This window comes from Janibacter alkaliphilus, assembly GCF_013408565.1.
Taxonomy (GTDB): domain Bacteria; phylum Actinomycetota; class Actinomycetes; order Actinomycetales; family Dermatophilaceae; genus Janibacter; species Janibacter alkaliphilus.
Genome location: NZ_JACBZX010000001.1, coordinates 34,522 through 50,044, shown reverse-complemented (window position 1 = coordinate 50,044; position 15,523 = coordinate 34,522). Strand labels below are relative to the sequence as shown.

Genomic DNA, 15,523 nt, shown 5'->3' with positions numbered 1-15,523 from the left:
GGTCAGCGGCCGCGCAGCGGCACCGGCTGCGCCGCCAACCACTCGGCGAAGGGGAGACCGCCCACCTCGGCGTCCGGCCCGGGCAGGATCGCGCCCCCGGCGAAGCCGCCCAGCGTCCGCCCCGGCGCCGGCAGCGCCACCGGCCGCGGCGCCCGCCGACCGTGGTGCTCGGCGACCAGCCGGGAGATCGTCGCCACGTCGAAGGAGGCCGGCCCGGTCAGGTCCGGGCCGCGGACCGCGTCAGAGGGGGCCTGGCCGACGGCGATCTCGGCCAGGCGCTGCGCCACCCAGTCGATCTCCACGGGCTGGATGCGCATCCCGCGCAGACCGAGCACCACCGGCCCGATCCTGCCGAGGCGGGCGAAGTACGCGGCCAGCGAGTGGAACTGGGTGGCCGCGACGACCGTCGCCGAGGCCTCGGAGGCGAGCACCGCCTCGTCGGCCGCCGCCTTCGCCCGGTAGTAGACGTACGGGACCTCGGCGCACCCGACGATCGACAGCGTGACCAGGTGCGGGCGGCGCGGCGCGCGTGCCGCCGCCTCGGCCACCCGTCGCGTCCCGCCGACGGTGATCTCGCGCAGCGACCGCGCCCGGGGCGAGGCCGAGTCAGCCGTGTGCACCACCGCCTCGGCGTCCTCGAGCATCGCCTCCAGCCCCTCACCGGTTGCGACGTCCACCCCGGTGCGGCGGCTGGCGACCACCGCATCGTGATCCTGCGAGCGCAGCTGCTGGACCACCCGGGAGCCCACGGCCCCGAGCCCACCGGTGACGACGACGCGCATCTGTCCACCCTGCCTGGCGCCGTCGGCGGGGACAAGGGGTCACGCTGCGTGGACGCTGGGCAGGCTCTCCTGGCACGGCCGCGGTCGGTGCGGTCCCGGTGACGTAGCGTGACCGCCGTGGACGAGCTCACGAGCGACTGGCCGGTCTGGCTGGCGTTCGGCTTCCTCTTCCTCGTCGCGCTGCTGCGCGGCACCCTCACCTTCGCCATCGGCCGCGGCATCCGGAGCGCCGGCGACCGCTCCCGGGCCGCCGAGCAGCTGGAGCGACCGGCTCTGCAGCGGGCGGAACGTTTCGTGCGCCGGGTCGGGCCGCCGGCGGTGAGCCTCGGCTTCCTCACCGTCGGCTTCCAGACCGCGATCAACCTCAGCGCGGGGCTGCTGCGGATGCCCTGGACGCGCTTCCTGCCCGCCGTCGTCGTCGGCGCCCTGCTCTGGGCGACCATCTACACAACCATCGGCTTCGCGGTGATCGACGCCTTCCTCGGCCGGCTGTCCTGGTGCTGGGCGCTGGCGGCGCTGGGTGCCGTGCTCGTCGTGTTCCTCGTCAACCGTCGCCTCGCCGGACCGCGGTCCCGGTAAAGAGTGCGCACCCGCGCGAACGCACCGACAGCTAGGTGCGAATTGCCCGGGCAGTTGCGGAGGGGGAGAGGTGAAATTTGCCCGGGCAGTTGCGGACGGGGGTGTGAATTGCCCGGGCAGTTGCGGAGGGGGTGCGAAATTTGCCCGGGCAGTTGCGGAGGTGGGTGTGAATTGCCCGGGCAGTTGCGGACGGGGGTGTGAATTGCCCGGGCAGTTGCGGAGGTGTGTCCAGGATGTGGAAGGGGTGTCCACCTCGTGGACGAACCGGCGTAGCGTCGTGCGCAGCCGACGACGGCCCGGCCAGCGGCGATCCCGTGGCCCGCAGCGTTCGCCCCGCGACCGACGAGGGCGCACCGCCGTCGCCGCCGCCCTGACACGACGACGTGAGGAGCACGTCATGAGCGACGAGACCCGCGAGGCCCGCCGCGCCCTCCAGGAGAGCCTGGACCGCCGCGACGCCTGAGTCCGCGCACGACACCGCCGCAGCCGCCACGACCGCTCGTGGCGGCTGCGGCCGTTCGCCCTTCATCGACCCGAGAACTACGGTAGAGACATGCCCGAGCTGCGTTCCAAGACCACCACCCACGGCCGCAACATGGCCGGCGCCCGCGCCCTGTGGCGGGCCACCGGCATGGGGGAGAACGACTTCGGCAAGCCGATCGTGGCGATCGCCAACTCCTTCACCCAGTTCGTCCCCGGCCACGTCCACCTCAAGGACATGGGCCAGCTCGTCGCCGGCGCCATCGAGGAGGCCGGCGGGGTCGGCAAGGAATTCAACACCATCGCCGTCGACGACGGCATCGCCATGGGTCACGCCGGCATGCTCTACAGCCTGCCCAGCCGCGAGGTCATCGCCGACGCCGTCGAGTACATGGTCCAGGCGCACTGCGCCGACGCGCTGGTCTGCATCTCCAACTGCGACAAGATCACGCCCGGCATGCTGCTGGCCGCGCTCCGGCTGAACATCCCCACCGTCTTCGTCTCCGGCGGCCCGATGGAGGCCGGCAAGGCGATCATCGGCGAGGACGGCACCGCGCAGACCCGCCTCGACCTCGTCGACGCGATGATCAAGTCCGTCGACGAGAACGTCTCCGACGAGGAGATCACCACCATCGAGCAGTCGGCCTGCCCGACCTGCGGCTCCTGCTCGGGGATGTTCACCGCGAACTCGATGAACTGCCTCACCGAGGCGCTCGGCCTCTCGCTGCCGGGCAACGGCTCCACGCTGGCCACCGCCTCGGCCCGTCGCGAGCTCTTCCTCGACGCCGGCCGGCTGGTCGTCGACCTGTGCCGCGACTACTACGACGGCGACGACGACTCGGTGCTGCCGCGCTCGATCGCCGGCAAGCCCGCCTTCGCCAACGCGATGCGCCTGGACATCGCCATGGGCGGCTCGACAAACACGATCCTGCACCTGCTGGCGGCGGCCCAGGAGGCCGGCGTCGACTTCGACCAGCACGACATCGACGCGCTCAGCCGGGTCACACCGTGCCTGGTCAAGGTCGCCCCGAACTCCGGCGACTACTACATGGAGGACGTGCACCGTGCCGGCGGGATCGCCGCCATCCTCGGCGAGCTGCACCGCGGCGGCATGCTGGACGAGTCGGTGCGTGCGGTGCACAGCCGCTCGGTCAAGGAGTGGCTCGGCGACTGGGACATCCGCTCCGGCACCGCCACCGACAAGGCGCTCGAGCTCTTCCACGCGGCCCCCGGCGGCGTGCGCACCACCGAGGCCTTCAGCTCGACCAACCGGTGGAGCAGCCTGGACACCGACAGCGAGGGCGGCTGCATCCGCTCGGTCGAGCACGCCTATACCGCCGAGGGCGGCCTGGCCGTGCTCACCGGCAACCTCGCCGCCGACGGCTGCATCGTCAAGACCGCCGGCGTGCCCGAGCACCAGTGGAACTTCACCGGCCCGGCCAAGGTCGCCGAGAGCCAGGAGGACGCGGTGACGATGATCCTCTCCAAGGAGATCCAGGAGGGCGACGTCGTGGTCGTGCGCTACGAGGGCCCGAAGGGGGGACCGGGCATGCAGGAGATGCTCTACCCGACCTCCTACCTCAAGGGCGTCGGTCTCGGCCCGAAGTGCGCGCTGATCACCGACGGCCGCTTCTCCGGCGGCAGCTCCGGGCTGTCCATCGGGCACGTCTCCCCGGAGGCCGCGGCCGGTGGCGTCATCGGGCTGGTCCGCGACGGCGACATGATCGAGTTCGACATCCCGAACCGGCGGGTGCAGCTGCTCGTGCCCGACGAGGAGCTCGACGCCCGCCGCGCCGAGCAGGACGCGAAGGGGTGGCAGCCGGTCGCCCGGGAGCGGCCGATCTCGGCGGCGCTGAAGATCTTCGCGAAGTTCGCCCAGTCCGCCGACAAGGGTGCCGCGCGCCTGGTCGACTGACCGCGCTCGACCGGCCTCCGCGCAGGTCACGGCACGGGAGCAGGTCTGTCCGTCACCGGCCGCGACGCTTGCGCCCGGGGGCATCCGCGGGACAGTCTCGGGGCACCGACCCGGCCGCGTGCCCGGTGCCGCACCGCCCAGGAGACGACGATGTCCGCCCCGCCCGAGCCGATGCCCGCCCTGCGCGGGTCGCTGACCGAGGCCTGGCAGCAGGTCGTCGCCCACGCCCCCGACGGCCTCGCGTTGCGCCACGACGGCACGAGCACGACCGCGGCGGAGCTGGAGCGGGCCGCCGAGACGCTCGCGGCCGCGCTCGCCGACCGCGGGGTCGGCCCCGGCGACCGTGTCGGGGTGCAGCTGCAGAACGTCCCCGAGGTCGTGATGCTGATGCTCGCCCTGTGGCGGCGCGGGGCGGCCGCGGTGCTGCTCAACCCGATGTACGCCGGCGACGAGCTGCGCCACCTGGTCACCGACTCCGGCGCCGTCGGCCTGCTCGTCGAGGCGAGTCGCCACGAGGAGATCGCGGCTCTCGTCGAGGGCACCGACGTCGCCTGGCTGCTGACGGTCGGCGAGGGACAGGCCGGCCCGGAGCTGGACGAGGAGCAGGACCCGGAGCACGACCTGGCCACCGTGCTCGCCGCCCACGACGGACGCTCCGCCGAGCCGGTCGCGGCCGACCACGACACGGTCGCCCTGCTCACCTACACCTCCGGCACCACCGGACCGCCGAAGGGGGCGATGAACACCCACGGCAACCTGCTCGCCGTCGCCGCCACCAGCGCCGCGGTGATGCACCTGACCCCCGCCGACCGGGTGCTCGCGGTGGCGCCGCTCTTCCACATCACCGGCGCCGTCATCGACCTGGCCACCCCGCTGCTGGCCGGTGCCGCGGTGATCCTTCCGGGCCGACCCACCCCGGACGGCGCCGCCCGGCTCATCCGGGAGGAGGCGGTCACCTGCACCACCGGCTCGATCACCGTCTTCAACGGGATGGATCGCCTCGAGCTGCCCGAGGACACCTTCGCCAGCGTGCGCTGCCTGCACTCCGGCGGGGCACCGGTGCCGCCCGCCACCGTGGAGCGCTTCGAGCAGCGGCACGGCGTCTACATCCACAACATCTACGGGATGACCGAGACCAGCTCCGCGGTGATCGCCGTGCCGCCGGGGGAGCGGGCACCGGTGGACGCGACCAGCGGCAGCCTGTCCATCGGCAAGGCGCTGCCCGGGGTCGAGCTGCGGATCGTCGACCCGGACGGGCGCCCGCTGCCGACCGGGGAGCCTGGCGAGCTGGAGATCGCCGGGCCCGCCGTCGTCCCCGGCTACTGGGGCAAGCCCGAGGCGACGGCCGAGACCTTCCCCGGTGGGCGGCTGCGCACCGGCGACGGCGCGATCATCGACGCCGACGGCTGGGTGCACATCGTCGACCGGCTCAAGGACCAGATCAACGTCTCCGGCTACAAGGTCTGGCCGCGCGAGGTCGAGGACGCGCTGCTGGGGCACCCGGCGGTGCACGAGGCGGCGGTCGTCGGCGAGCCGGACGACTACTCCGGCGAACGGGTGGTCGCCCACCTGACCCTGGCCGAGGGCGCGGACGTCGACGCCGACGAGCTCATCGCCTTCGCCCGGGAGCGGCTGGCCCGCTACAAGGCGCCGCGCGAGGTGCACCTCGTCGAGGAGCTCCCGAAGACCCTCACCGGCAAGATCCAGCGTCGCGCGCTGCGCGACGGCGCTACCCGCACCTGACTCACCACCTCGACCAGACGAACCACGGGCCAGACCCACCACCAGGGCCGAGGCCCCCGATCACGAAGGAAGGACGGGCCGCCAGTGCTGTCGACCCTCTCCCGCCCGCTCAGCCGATTCGTCGAGCGCTACATCCCCGGACCGATGGTCCTGGCCGTGCTGCTGACGATCATCACGATGATCATGGCCCTCGTGCTGACCCCGGCCTCGCCGCGCGAGGTCATCATGGGCTGGGGCGACGGGCTCATCGGGCTGCTCGCCTTCATGACCCAGGTCAGCCTGGTGCTGCTGCTCGGCTACACCCTGGCCAACACCCGCCCGGTGCACCGTCTCCTCGTGCGGGTCGCCTCGGTCCCGCGCAGCCCGCGCCAGGCCTACGGCTTCGTCGCGCTCATCGGCGGGCTGGCCTCGCTGATCAGCTTCGGGCTCGGGCTCATCGTCGCCGGGGTCATGGCCGTCGAGGTGGCGCGCGTCTTCCGGGAGCGCCGAGAGCCGCTGCACTACCCGCTGCTCGTCGCCTCCGGCTACAGCGGCTTCGTCGTCTGGCACATGGGCTACTCCGGCTCCGGCCCGCTCAACGCCGCCACCGAAGGGGGCGCCTACACCGACCTCCCGGGCGGTCTCGTGGCGATCACCGAGACCACCTTCTCCAGCTGGAACATCATCGCGACCATCGTCACCCTGGTGGTCGTCATCGGGTCGATGATGCTGCTCGCCCCGCGGGCCGGCGAGACGGTCACGGTCGCCCCCGAGGCCGTCTTCGAGGAGCCGATCGACACCGACCCGACGCCCGAGGACCACGAGGAGCACACCCCCGCCGACCGCATCGAGCGGCTGCGTGCGGTGCCGCTGATCATGGGCGTGCTGCTGGGCACCTACCTCGTCCTGTACTTCATGGACAACGGCTTCAACCTCACCCTGGACATCGTCAACTGGACCTTCCTCGCGCTGATCCTGCTGCTCGTCGGCAACGCCCGCGAGCTCGCCGGGCTGGTCGCCCGCGGCGGTCGGGCGGTCGGCGAGGTGCTGCTGCAGTACCCGCTCTACGCCGGGATCATCGGCATGATGGGGGCCACCGGGCTGGTGGAGAAGATCAGCCAGTGGTTCATCGACATCAGCTCGGCCGGGACCCTCGGGCTGCTCACCTTCCTCTCCGCGGGGCTGCTCAACATGTTCGTCCCCTCCGGCGGGGGCCAGTTCGAGCTCATGGCGCCGCTCTTCGCCGGGGCCGCCGAGGCGCAGGGGGTCGACCAGTCGGTGGTCATCATGGCCATCGCCTACGGCGACCAGTGGACGAACATGATCCAGCCCTTCTGGGCGATCCCGATGCTCGCGGTGGCCGGGCTCAAGGTGCGCGACATCCTCGGCTACACCCTGGTGACGCTCATCCTCTCCGGCATCGTCTTCGCCGGGACCCTGCTCATCCTCGGCGCCGGCTGACGCGCGTCGGTTCCGACCACCGACGTCCGCGATGCGGGCCCCGCCGGGCGGATGCCGGAGGCCGACCTAGGCTGCGCGGCATGACGCAGCAGAGCTTCGACATCGCAGTCATCGGCGGCGACGGCATCGGCCCCGAGGTGGTCGCCGAGGGCCTGAAGGTCATCGACGCCGTCGGCGGTGACGTCACGGTGCGCACGACCGAGTACGACCTCGGCGCGACCCGCTGGCACCGCACCGGGGAGACCCTGCCGGACTCGGTGCTGTCGGAGCTGCGCGGCCACGACGGGATCCTGCTCGGCGCGATCGGCGACCCGGGAGTGCCCTCGGGCGTGCTGGAGCGCGGGGTGCTGCTGCCGCTGCGCTTCGCCCTGGACCACTACGTCAACCTGCGCCCGGCCAAGCTCTTCCCAGGGGTGACCAGCCCGCTGGCCGACCACGTGACGAGCAAGGGGCTCGACTTCGTCGTCGTCCGCGAGGGCACCGAGGGGCCTTACACCGGCAACGGGGGAGCGCTGCGCGTCGGCACCCCGGCCGAGGTGGCCACCGAGGTCAGCGTCAACACCCGCTTCGGCATCGAGCGGGTCGTCCGCGACGCCTTCGCCCGCGCCCAGGCCCGGCCGCGCCAGCACCTGACCCTGGTGCACAAGCACAACGTGCTCACCCACGCCGGGCACCTGTGGCGGCGCACCGTCGAAGAGGTCGGCGCCGAGTTCCCCGACGTGGAGACCGCCTACCAGCACGTCGACGCGGCGACGATCTTCCTGGCCACCGACCCGGCCCGCTTCGACGTCATCGTCACCGACAACCTCTTCGGCGACATCATCACCGACATCGCCGCGGCGGTCGCCGGAGGCATCGGCCTGGCCGCCAGCGGCAACATCAACCCGACCCGCGAGTCGCCCAGCATGTTCGAGCCGGTGCACGGCTCGGCGCCGGACATCGCCGGCCAGGGCAAGGCCGACCCGACCGCCGCGATCCTCTCCGCCTCGATGCTGCTGGCCCACCTCGGGCTGGGCGCGCAGGCGGAGCGGGTCGAGACCGCGGTGGCCGCCGACCTCGCCGAGCGCGGCACCGCCTCGCGCGCCACGAGCCAGATCGGGGACGCGATCGCCGCGCGTCTCTGAGGGGCGGCTCGCTGGATCACCTCCACCGACGGGCACCACGCACGGCCCGCCGGCACCCGCAACCCCACCGCGATCACCTGAGACCGGGCCCAGCGAGAGCGACTACCCTGCGGAGTGCCCGGCGATCCCGGGCCCGCCCCCGCCGCACCCGAGGAGTCGACGATGACCCAGCTGACCTTCGCCACCGAGAGCAACCCGAGCCCGGTGAGCGCCGCCGACCGTGAGGCGATCCTCGCCGACCCCGGCTTCGGCAACCACTTCACCGACCACATGGTCAGCGTGGTGTGGCGCAAGGACTCCGGCTGGGGCGACGCGCGGGTGCACCCCTTCGGCCCGATCCAGATCAGCCCGGCCGCCGCCGTCCTGCACTACGCGCAGGAGGTCTTCGAGGGGATGAAGGCCTACCGCCACGAGGACGGCTCGGTGTGGACCTTCCGCCCCGACAAGAACGCCGCGCGGATGGCCCGCTCCTGCTCCCGGCTGGCCCTGCCGGAGCTGCCCGAGGCCGACTTCGTGGAGTCGCTGCGCCAGATCGTCACCACCGACAAGGCCTGGGTGCCTGCCTACGGCACCGGCGAGACCAGCCTCTACCTGCGACCCTTCATGTTCGCCTCGGAGTCCTTCCTCGGGGTCCGACCGGCGCACGAGGTCACCTACTCGGTCATCGCCAGCCCGGCCGGTGCGTACTTCTCCGGCGGCCTGAAGCCGATCACCCTGTGGGTCAGCCAGCACTTCGCCCGCGCCGGTCAGGGCGGCACCGGCGCGGCCAAGACCGGCGGCAACTACGCCTCCTCGCTCGCCGGCCAGCTCGAGGGCATCGCCCAGGGCTGCGACCAGGCGGTCTTCCTCGACTCGGCGACCCAGACCTACATCGAGGAGCTGGGCGGGATGAACCTCTTCTTCGTCATGAAGGACGGGCGGCTGCGCACCCCCGAGCTCACCGGCTCCATCCTCGAAGGGGTCACCCGAGACTCCATCCTCGAGCTCGCCAAGGACCTCGACCTGCAGCCCGAGGAAGGGCGGATCGCCCTGCAGGAGTGGAAGGACGGGGTCGCCTCCGGCGAGATCACCGAGGTCTTCGCCTGCGGCACGGCCGCGGTCATCACCCCGGTCGGCGAGCTGCGCTGGGAGGGCGGCTCGGTGCCCTCGACCGCCGGCGAGGGCGGCGGCGAGGTCACCAAGAGGATCCGCGAGCGGCTGCTGGACATCCAGTACGGCCGGGCCGAGGACACCCGTGGCTGGATGACCCGGCTGGCCTGAGCCATGAGCACCGGGGAGCGCGTCGGGGGAGGGCGGCCGCGGCTGGTCGCCACCGACCTCGACGGCACCCTGCTGCGCGACGACGGCACCGTCTCGGCGCGCAGCGTGGCCGCGCTCCGGGCGGTCGCCGCGGCCGGCATCGAGACCGTGCTCGTCACCGCCCGTCCGCCGCGCTGGCTGCACGACCTGGCGCACGTCGTCGGCGACCGCGGGATCGCGGTCTGCGGCAACGGCGCCTTCCGCTACGACGTCGCCGACCGCCGGGTGTTCGCCGAGCGCACCATCGACCCGGCCCTGGTCGCCGAGGTGGCCCGTGACCTGCGCGAGCAGCTGCCGTGCACCGGCTTCGCCGCCGAGCGCGCGACCGGCCTGGCCGCCGAGCGGATGTTCGCGGCGATCCACGACCACCCCGAGGACCTGGTCACCACCGACCGGATCGAGGACCTCGGCGACGCCCGGGTCGGCAAGCTGCTCGCCCGCAACCAGCACCTCGACGACGAGGAGTTCCTCGCCGCGGCCACGGAGGTCGTCGCCGGTCGGGTGGTCCTGGCCTACTCCGGCGCCGGCGGCCTGGCCGAGATGTCCGCGCCCGGGGTGACCAAGGCCAGCGCCCTGGCCGCGTGGAGCGCCGAGCTGGGCATCGCCGCCGACGACGTCTGGGCCTTCGGCGACATGCCCAACGACCTGCCGATGCTCGCCTGGGCCGGGCGCTCCTTCGCCGTCGCCAACGCCCACGACAGCGTGCGGGCCGCGACCACCGACACCTGCCGGGCGAACGAGGACGACGGCGTGGCCCGGGTCCTCGAGGCGCTGCTCTGAGCGCGACGCCGTCCCATCATCCGGACGGCGGTGTCCACCCGTCGGCGGGCGTGGCAGGTTGAGGCGCATGCCGCCCGAGACGATGACCGCCGCCACCGCGGCGCTGCTCATTATCTAGGCGCGACGAGCCCCGCTCGTCGCGCAGACCTCCCGCACCCGGGGGGTCTTTCGTGTGTCTCGGGCAGGGAGCGAGACGACAGCGGGACGAGGCGCCACCCATGACTCGGGCCGGCGCGACGGGCGGGGCACCCACCCACGCGGGATCGCACCCGCGCCGCGAGCAGGACAGGCTGGAGACGATGCACGGCTTCGACGTCTACGACACGACGATGCGCGACGGGGCGCAGCAGCAGGGGATCAACCTCTCCGTCGCTGACAAGCTGACCATCGCCCGTCACCTCGACGACCTCGGCGTCACCCACATCGAAGGGGGATGGCCCGGGGCCAACCCCAACGACACCGAGTTCTTCGCCCGGGCCGCGCAGGAGCTGCAGCTGCGCACCGCGACCCTGGCCGCCTTCGGCGCCACCCGGCGGGCCGGCGGCAGCGCCGCCACCGACCCGCAGGTCACCGCGCTGCTCGACGCCGGAACCCCGGTGGTCACCCTCGTCGCCAAGTCCCACGTCGGGCACGTCGAGCGCGCGCTGAAGACCACCCGCGAGGAGAACCTCGCGATGATCGCCGACACCGTCGCCCACCTCGTCGCCCACGGGCGCACCGTCGTCGTCGACACCGAGCACTTCTTCGACGGCTACCTCCTCGACCGTGACTACGCGCTGGCGTGCGTCTCCGCGGCGGTCGAGGCCGGCGCCGACTGCGTCGCCCTGTGCGACACCAACGGCGGGATGCTGCCCGGGCAGGTGCACGACGCCGTCGCCGACGTCATCGCCAGCACCGGCGCGCGGGTGGGCATCCACTGCCACAACGACACCGGCTGCGCGGTGGCCAGCAGCATGGCCGCGGTCGAGGCCGGGGCCACCCACGTGCAGGGGACGATCAACGGCTACGGCGAGCGCACCGGCAACGCCGACCTCGTCACCGTCGTCGCCAACCTCCAGCTGAAGAAGGGCATGGACCTCGTCGAGCCCTACCGGCTGCAGGACGCCACCCGGATCGCGCACGCGATCAGCGAGGTCACCAACTTCCCGCCGTTCTCCCGGCAGCCCTACGTCGGGGCCGGCGCCTTCGCGCACAAGGCAGGGCTGCACGCCTCGGCGATCAAGGTCGACCCCGACCTCTACCAGCACATCGACCCCAAGGACGTCGGCAACGACATGCGGATGCTCGTCTCCGACATGGCCGGCCGGGCGAGCATCGAGCTGAAGAGCCGCGAGTTCGGGGTGGACCTCGCCGGTGACGACGAGGCGCTGGCGCGGGTGCTGGCCCGGGTCAAGGAGCTCGAGCAGCGCGGCTACACCTTCGACGCGGCCGACGCCTCCTTCGAGCTGCTGCTGCGTCGCCTCCTCGGCGAGGAGGACCTCGAGCTCGCCCGGATCGAGTCCTGGCGGATCATGACCGATGCCCGCGGCGGCGAGGACGCGCTCTCCGAGGCCACCGTGAAGGTGCACGCCGGCGGGCAGCGGATCGTCGCGACCGGCGAGGGCAACGGCCCGGTGAACGCCCTCGACGAGGCGCTGCGCCAGGCCTTCGGCGTCGTATACCCGGAGATCGCCGAGCTGGAGCTCATCGACTACCGGGTGCGCATCCTCGACGCCGCGCACGGGACCGACGCGATCACCCGGGTGCTCATCGAGACCAGCGACGGCGCCAGCTCGTGGACCACCGTCGGCGTGGCCGGCAACATCGTCGAGGCCTCCTGGGAGGCGCTGCTCGACGGCATCACCTACGGGCTGCGCCGCGCCGGGGTCGACCCGCGCTGACCGCGGACATCAGGGCGCGGAGCGGTCCGCCGCGACGTGCCCGAAGCGGTGCCGGGTGGTGCTGACCGCCTGCTCGCGCACCACGGACAGCAGCTCGCGTCGCCCGGTCGCCAGCACCTCGCCGTCGATGGCGTCCACGCCGACCGCGGCCAGGGCGTCCAGCAGCGGCCCGCGCTGCTCGCCGACCCCGACCAGGCGCACCCGGCCGCCGCCGACCCGACGCTGCGCGCGGGCGACGAAGGCGGCCTCGTCCTCGGTGGAGACGACCGCGTGCGCCAGGCTGGCCGGCAGCCGCAGCGACGGGTCGGCCGAGACCGCGACCGGGGTGGCGGCGAGCACCGCGGCGGCGACCAGCCGGACCACCTCGACCGGTCGGGCGTCGGCGCCGGCCCGCACCAGGGTCAGCGGCAGCGGCCGGTAGCGGAAGACGTTGGTCTCGACGACCAGCGCGGACGGGTCGTGCTCGACGCCGATCTCCTGGGCCCAGGCCTGAGCGTCGCTGCCCAGCGCCGCGGCCAGCCAGCCGCGCTCGGCGACGTCGACGCGCTCGTCGAGCCGCTCGAGCATCCCGTCGACGACCCGCTGCACCCGCTCGGCCACCGGCGCGGTCGCGCTCGGCTGCCCGTCGGCGACCCAGGACCCCAGCTGGGCCACGTAGCTCGGGCCGCCCGCCTTCGCCCCGGGGCCGATCGAGCTGCCCTTCCAGCCGCCGAAGGACTGTCGCTGCACGATCGCTCCGGTGATGTGCCGGTTGACGTAGGCGTTGCCGACCTCGGCGCGCTCGGTCCAGGTGGCGATCTCGTCCTCGTCGAGGCTGTGCAGCCCGCCGGTGAGGCCGAAGTCGGTGGCGTTCTGCAGCGTGATCGCCTCGTCGAGGGTGTCGGCGCGCATCAGCCCGAGCACCGGACCGAAGACCTCGGTGAGGTGGAAGAAGGAGCCGGGCGCGACCCCCTCCTTCAGCCCGGGCGACCACAGCCGCCCGGAGTCGTCGAGCTGCTCGGGCTCGACCAGCCAGGTCTCCCCGGGCTCCAGCGTGGTCAGCGCGCGGTGCAGCTTCTCGCCGGGCGCCTCGATGACCGGACCCATCCGGGTGCCGAGGTCACGGGGCCAGCCGACCCGGATCGAGCGGACGGCGTCGACGAGCTGCCGCCGGAAGCGGTCGGAGTCGGCGACCGAGCCGACGAGGATGGCCAGCGACGCGGCCGAGCACTTCTGGCCGGCGTGCCCGAAGGCGGAGTGCACCAGGTCGGCGACGGCCAGGTCGATGTCGGCGGCCGGGGTGACGATGAGCGCGTTCTTGCCGGAGGTCTCGCCGTAGACCCGCGGCCCGCGCTCGCGCCCGTCGCGCCAGCCGGCGAAGAGCCGCGCGGTCTCGCTGGCGCCGGTGAGCACGACGGTCTCGATGTCGGCGTGCGCGATGAGCGAGCGGCCGACCTCGTCCTCCTCGGTGCGCACCACCTGCAGCACGTCCTGCGGGATGCCGGCGTCGTGCAGCGCGGCCACGCCTGCCTCGACGATCCGCGGCGTCTGCGGGGCGGGCTTGATGATGACCGCGGAGCCGGCGGCGAGGGCAGCCAGCACCCCGCCGAGCGGGATGGCCAGCGGGAAGTTCCACGGCGGGGTGACGAGCACGACCCGGTCCGGGGCGAAGGTGGCCCCGTCGGTCATCGGGCCGTCCTCCAGGGCGAGCGCGCTGTCGGCGTAGTAGCGGGCGAAGTCGACGGCCTCGCTGATCTCCGGGTCGGCCTCGGCGACGGTCTTGCCCCCTTCGGCGGCCATCACGGCGAGCAGGTGGTCGCGGCGGGACTCGATGCTCCGGGCCGCCTCCAGCAGCAGCTCGGCCCGCTCGGCCGCCGGGCGCTCGGCCCAGGCCGCCTGCGCACCGGCGGCGGTGGCCACCACGCCGTCGATCTCGGCGGTGCTGCCCAGGTGCGGCGAGGTGAGCTCGGCCAGCGGCTGGTCGACGGCCTCACCGGCGCGGGCGCGCACCGAGGGCAGCGCCGGGTCGGCGTCCGGGGTGTTGCTGAAGGTGGCGGTGATCGTGGCCGGCGCGTCCTCCCGGCGCGCGCCGAAGCCCACCGTGGCGGCGTCCTCGACGCTGCGCCGGTAACGGGCCTCCTGCTCGCTCATCGCGGCCGACCCCTCGGCGAAGAAGGAGTGCAGGAAGTTCTCCGGGGCGGCGTTCTCCTCCAGGCGGCGCACCAGGTAGCTGACCGCGGAGTCGAAGTCCCGCGGGTCGACGACCGGGGTGTAGAGGATCACCGTGCCGACGGTGTCGCGGACCGCGCGGGCCTGCGAGGGCGACATGCCCTGCAGCATCTCGACGTCGAGGTGCTCGCTGACCCCGCGGCGCTCGGCCAGCAGATGCGCGGTGGCGACGTCGTAGAGGTTGTGGCTGGCGACCCCGAGACGCAGTGCGCCGGCGACGTCGGGGCGCAGCGCCCGCTCGACGCAGCGCAGGTAGCTGGCGTCCACCTCGGCCTTGGTGCCGTAGGGGGCCTGGGTCCAGTCGTGCATCCGCGCCTCGACCCGCTCCATGGCGAGGTTGGCGCCCTTGACCAGGCGCACCTTGATCGGGGCGCCGCCGGCGGCCCGGCGCTGCTGGGCGAAGTCGACGAGCCGCTCCAGGGCGGGCATCGCGTCCGGCAGGTAGGCCTGCAGCACGATCCCGGCCTCGAGGTCGTGGAACTCCGGCTCGGAGAGCATCCGCGTGAAGACCTCCAGGGTGAGGTCGAGGTCGCGGTACTCCTCCATGTCGAGGTTGACGAAGGCGCGCGGGCTGCTGGCCGCGGCGGTGCGGTAGAGCGGGCGCAGCCGCTCCAGGCAGCGCTCGATGGTCCCCTCGGTGTCCCAGGTGATGATCTGCGAGACGAGCGAGGAGACCTTGATCGAGACGTAGTCGACGTCGTCGCGGGCGAGCAGCCGACGGGTGCGCTCGGTGCGCGAGGAGGCCTCCTCCTCGCCGAGGACGGCCTCGCCGAGGAGGTTGATGTTCAGCCGGAAGCCGTCCTCGCGGGCCGCGGCGAGGTGCGTGCCGAGGTGCGGGTCGCGCACGTCGACGACGAGGTGGCCGACCATCTGCCGCATCCGCATCCGAGCGGCGGGGACCACCAGCCGGGGGGCGAGGCGGGCCACCTTCGCGCCGAGGCCGAGCAGGGCCCGGTCTCCGACGCCGAGGAAGGAGGCGGCGTCCGAGGAGGTGATCCGGGCCAGCTCCCGGGCGGCGACGGCGTCGTCCTCGGGTCGGGCCACCCGGTCGACGAACCGGACCGCGAGGTCCAGGCCGGCCGGGTCGGCGAGCAGCGCGGCCAGCCGGCCGGTGGTGGCCGCCTCGGCCTTCGTCTCCCCGGCGTGGGTCGCCTCGGACCAGCGGTCGGCGAGGGCGACGGCGTCGTCGGCGACGGCCCGCAGCTCGGCGGCGACGTCGGCGGGAGCAGGGGCGAGAGCGTCGGTGGTCATGGTCAGCACGCTATGCCCGGGGCGTGGCGGCGGCCACGCACA

At 73.3% G+C, this 15,523-nt stretch carries 11 protein-coding genes; 9 read left to right on the top strand and 2 right to left on the bottom strand.

What is annotated here, in order from left to right; translation table 11 throughout:
- Positions 1–2 precede the first annotated feature (2 nt).
- Positions 3–782, bottom strand: a complete 780-nt coding sequence (locus tag BJY28_RS00245) for an SDR family oxidoreductase (protein ID WP_179461231.1) — start codon at positions 780–782, stop codon at positions 3–5.
- A gap of 117 nt (positions 783–899) precedes the next feature.
- On the opposite strand from BJY28_RS00245, the gene BJY28_RS00240 reads away from it, so the two are divergent.
- The 9 genes from BJY28_RS00240 to cimA all read left to right on the top strand — a co-directional run bounded on the left by BJY28_RS00240 (position 900) and on the right by cimA (position 12,022).
- A complete protein-coding gene (locus BJY28_RS00240) occupies positions 900–1,361 on the top strand; it encodes a VTT domain-containing protein (RefSeq protein WP_179461230.1) in 462 nt (153 codons plus the stop codon).
- 244 nt (positions 1,362–1,605) lie between these two features.
- Positions 1,606–1,824, top strand: a complete 219-nt coding sequence (locus BJY28_RS00235) for a hypothetical protein (RefSeq protein WP_179461229.1) — start codon at positions 1,606–1,608, stop codon at positions 1,822–1,824.
- Between the two features lie 90 nt (positions 1,825–1,914).
- Positions 1,915–3,756 (top strand): dihydroxy-acid dehydratase, encoded by a 1,842-nt coding sequence (gene ilvD, locus BJY28_RS00230; protein ID WP_179461228.1) that lies wholly within the window; start codon positions 1,915–1,917, stop codon positions 3,754–3,756.
- 150 nt (positions 3,757–3,906) lie between these two features.
- Entirely contained in the window at positions 3,907–5,499 is a 1,593-nt protein-coding gene (locus BJY28_RS00225) for a class I adenylate-forming enzyme family protein (RefSeq protein WP_179461227.1), read from the top strand.
- A gap of 84 nt (positions 5,500–5,583) precedes the next feature.
- Positions 5,584–6,939 carry a TIGR00366 family protein gene (locus BJY28_RS00220; protein WP_179461226.1) on the top strand — a complete coding sequence of 452 codons (1,356 nt, stop codon included), beginning with the start codon at positions 5,584–5,586 and terminating at the stop codon, positions 6,937–6,939.
- 80 nt (positions 6,940–7,019) lie between these two features.
- Positions 7,020–8,063: a 3-isopropylmalate dehydrogenase gene (locus BJY28_RS00215; protein ID WP_179461225.1), complete on the top strand. Its 1,044-nt coding sequence runs from the start codon at positions 7,020–7,022 to the stop codon at positions 8,061–8,063.
- Between the two features lie 162 nt (positions 8,064–8,225).
- Complete coding sequence (locus tag BJY28_RS00210) at positions 8,226–9,323, top strand: branched-chain amino acid aminotransferase (protein WP_179461224.1); 1,098 nt, start codon at positions 8,226–8,228, stop codon at positions 9,321–9,323.
- A gap of 3 nt (positions 9,324–9,326) precedes the next feature.
- A complete protein-coding gene (locus BJY28_RS00205) occupies positions 9,327–10,142 on the top strand; it encodes an HAD family hydrolase (protein ID WP_179461223.1) in 816 nt (271 codons plus the stop codon).
- Positions 10,143–10,441: 299 nt separating this feature from the next.
- Complete coding sequence (cimA, locus tag BJY28_RS00200; protein WP_179463835.1) at positions 10,442–12,022, top strand: citramalate synthase; 1,581 nt, start codon at positions 10,442–10,444, stop codon at positions 12,020–12,022.
- 9 nt (positions 12,023–12,031) lie between these two features.
- Here cimA and BJY28_RS00195 read toward each other — a convergent pair whose 3' ends face one another.
- On the bottom strand, positions 12,032–15,481 hold the full coding sequence (locus BJY28_RS00195) for a bifunctional proline dehydrogenase/L-glutamate gamma-semialdehyde dehydrogenase (RefSeq protein ID WP_179461222.1): 3,450 nt from the start codon (positions 15,479–15,481) through the stop codon (positions 12,032–12,034).
- Positions 15,482–15,523 lie beyond the last annotated feature (42 nt).

Excerpts from the sequence above, each read along its gene's own strand:
- BJY28_RS00245 (WP_179461231.1), bottom strand. The coding sequence starts at position 782 with ATGCGCGTCGTCGTCACCGGTGGGCTCGGGGCCGTGGGCTCCCGGGTG.
- ilvD (WP_179461228.1), top strand. The coding sequence starts at position 1,915 with ATGCCCGAGCTGCGTTCCAAGACCACCACCCACGGCCGCAACATGGCC.
- BJY28_RS00225 (WP_179461227.1), top strand. The coding sequence starts at position 3,907 with ATGTCCGCCCCGCCCGAGCCGATGCCCGCCCTGCGCGGGTCGCTGACC.
- BJY28_RS00215 (WP_179461225.1), top strand. The coding sequence starts at position 7,020 with ATGACGCAGCAGAGCTTCGACATCGCAGTCATCGGCGGCGACGGCATC.
- BJY28_RS00210 (WP_179461224.1), top strand. The coding sequence starts at position 8,226 with ATGACCCAGCTGACCTTCGCCACCGAGAGCAACCCGAGCCCGGTGAGC.
- BJY28_RS00205 (WP_179461223.1), top strand. The coding sequence starts at position 9,327 with ATGAGCACCGGGGAGCGCGTCGGGGGAGGGCGGCCGCGGCTGGTCGCC.
- cimA (WP_179463835.1), top strand. The coding sequence starts at position 10,442 with ATGCACGGCTTCGACGTCTACGACACGACGATGCGCGACGGGGCGCAG.
- BJY28_RS00195 (WP_179461222.1), bottom strand. The coding sequence starts at position 15,481 with ATGACCACCGACGCTCTCGCCCCTGCTCCCGCCGACGTCGCCGCCGAG.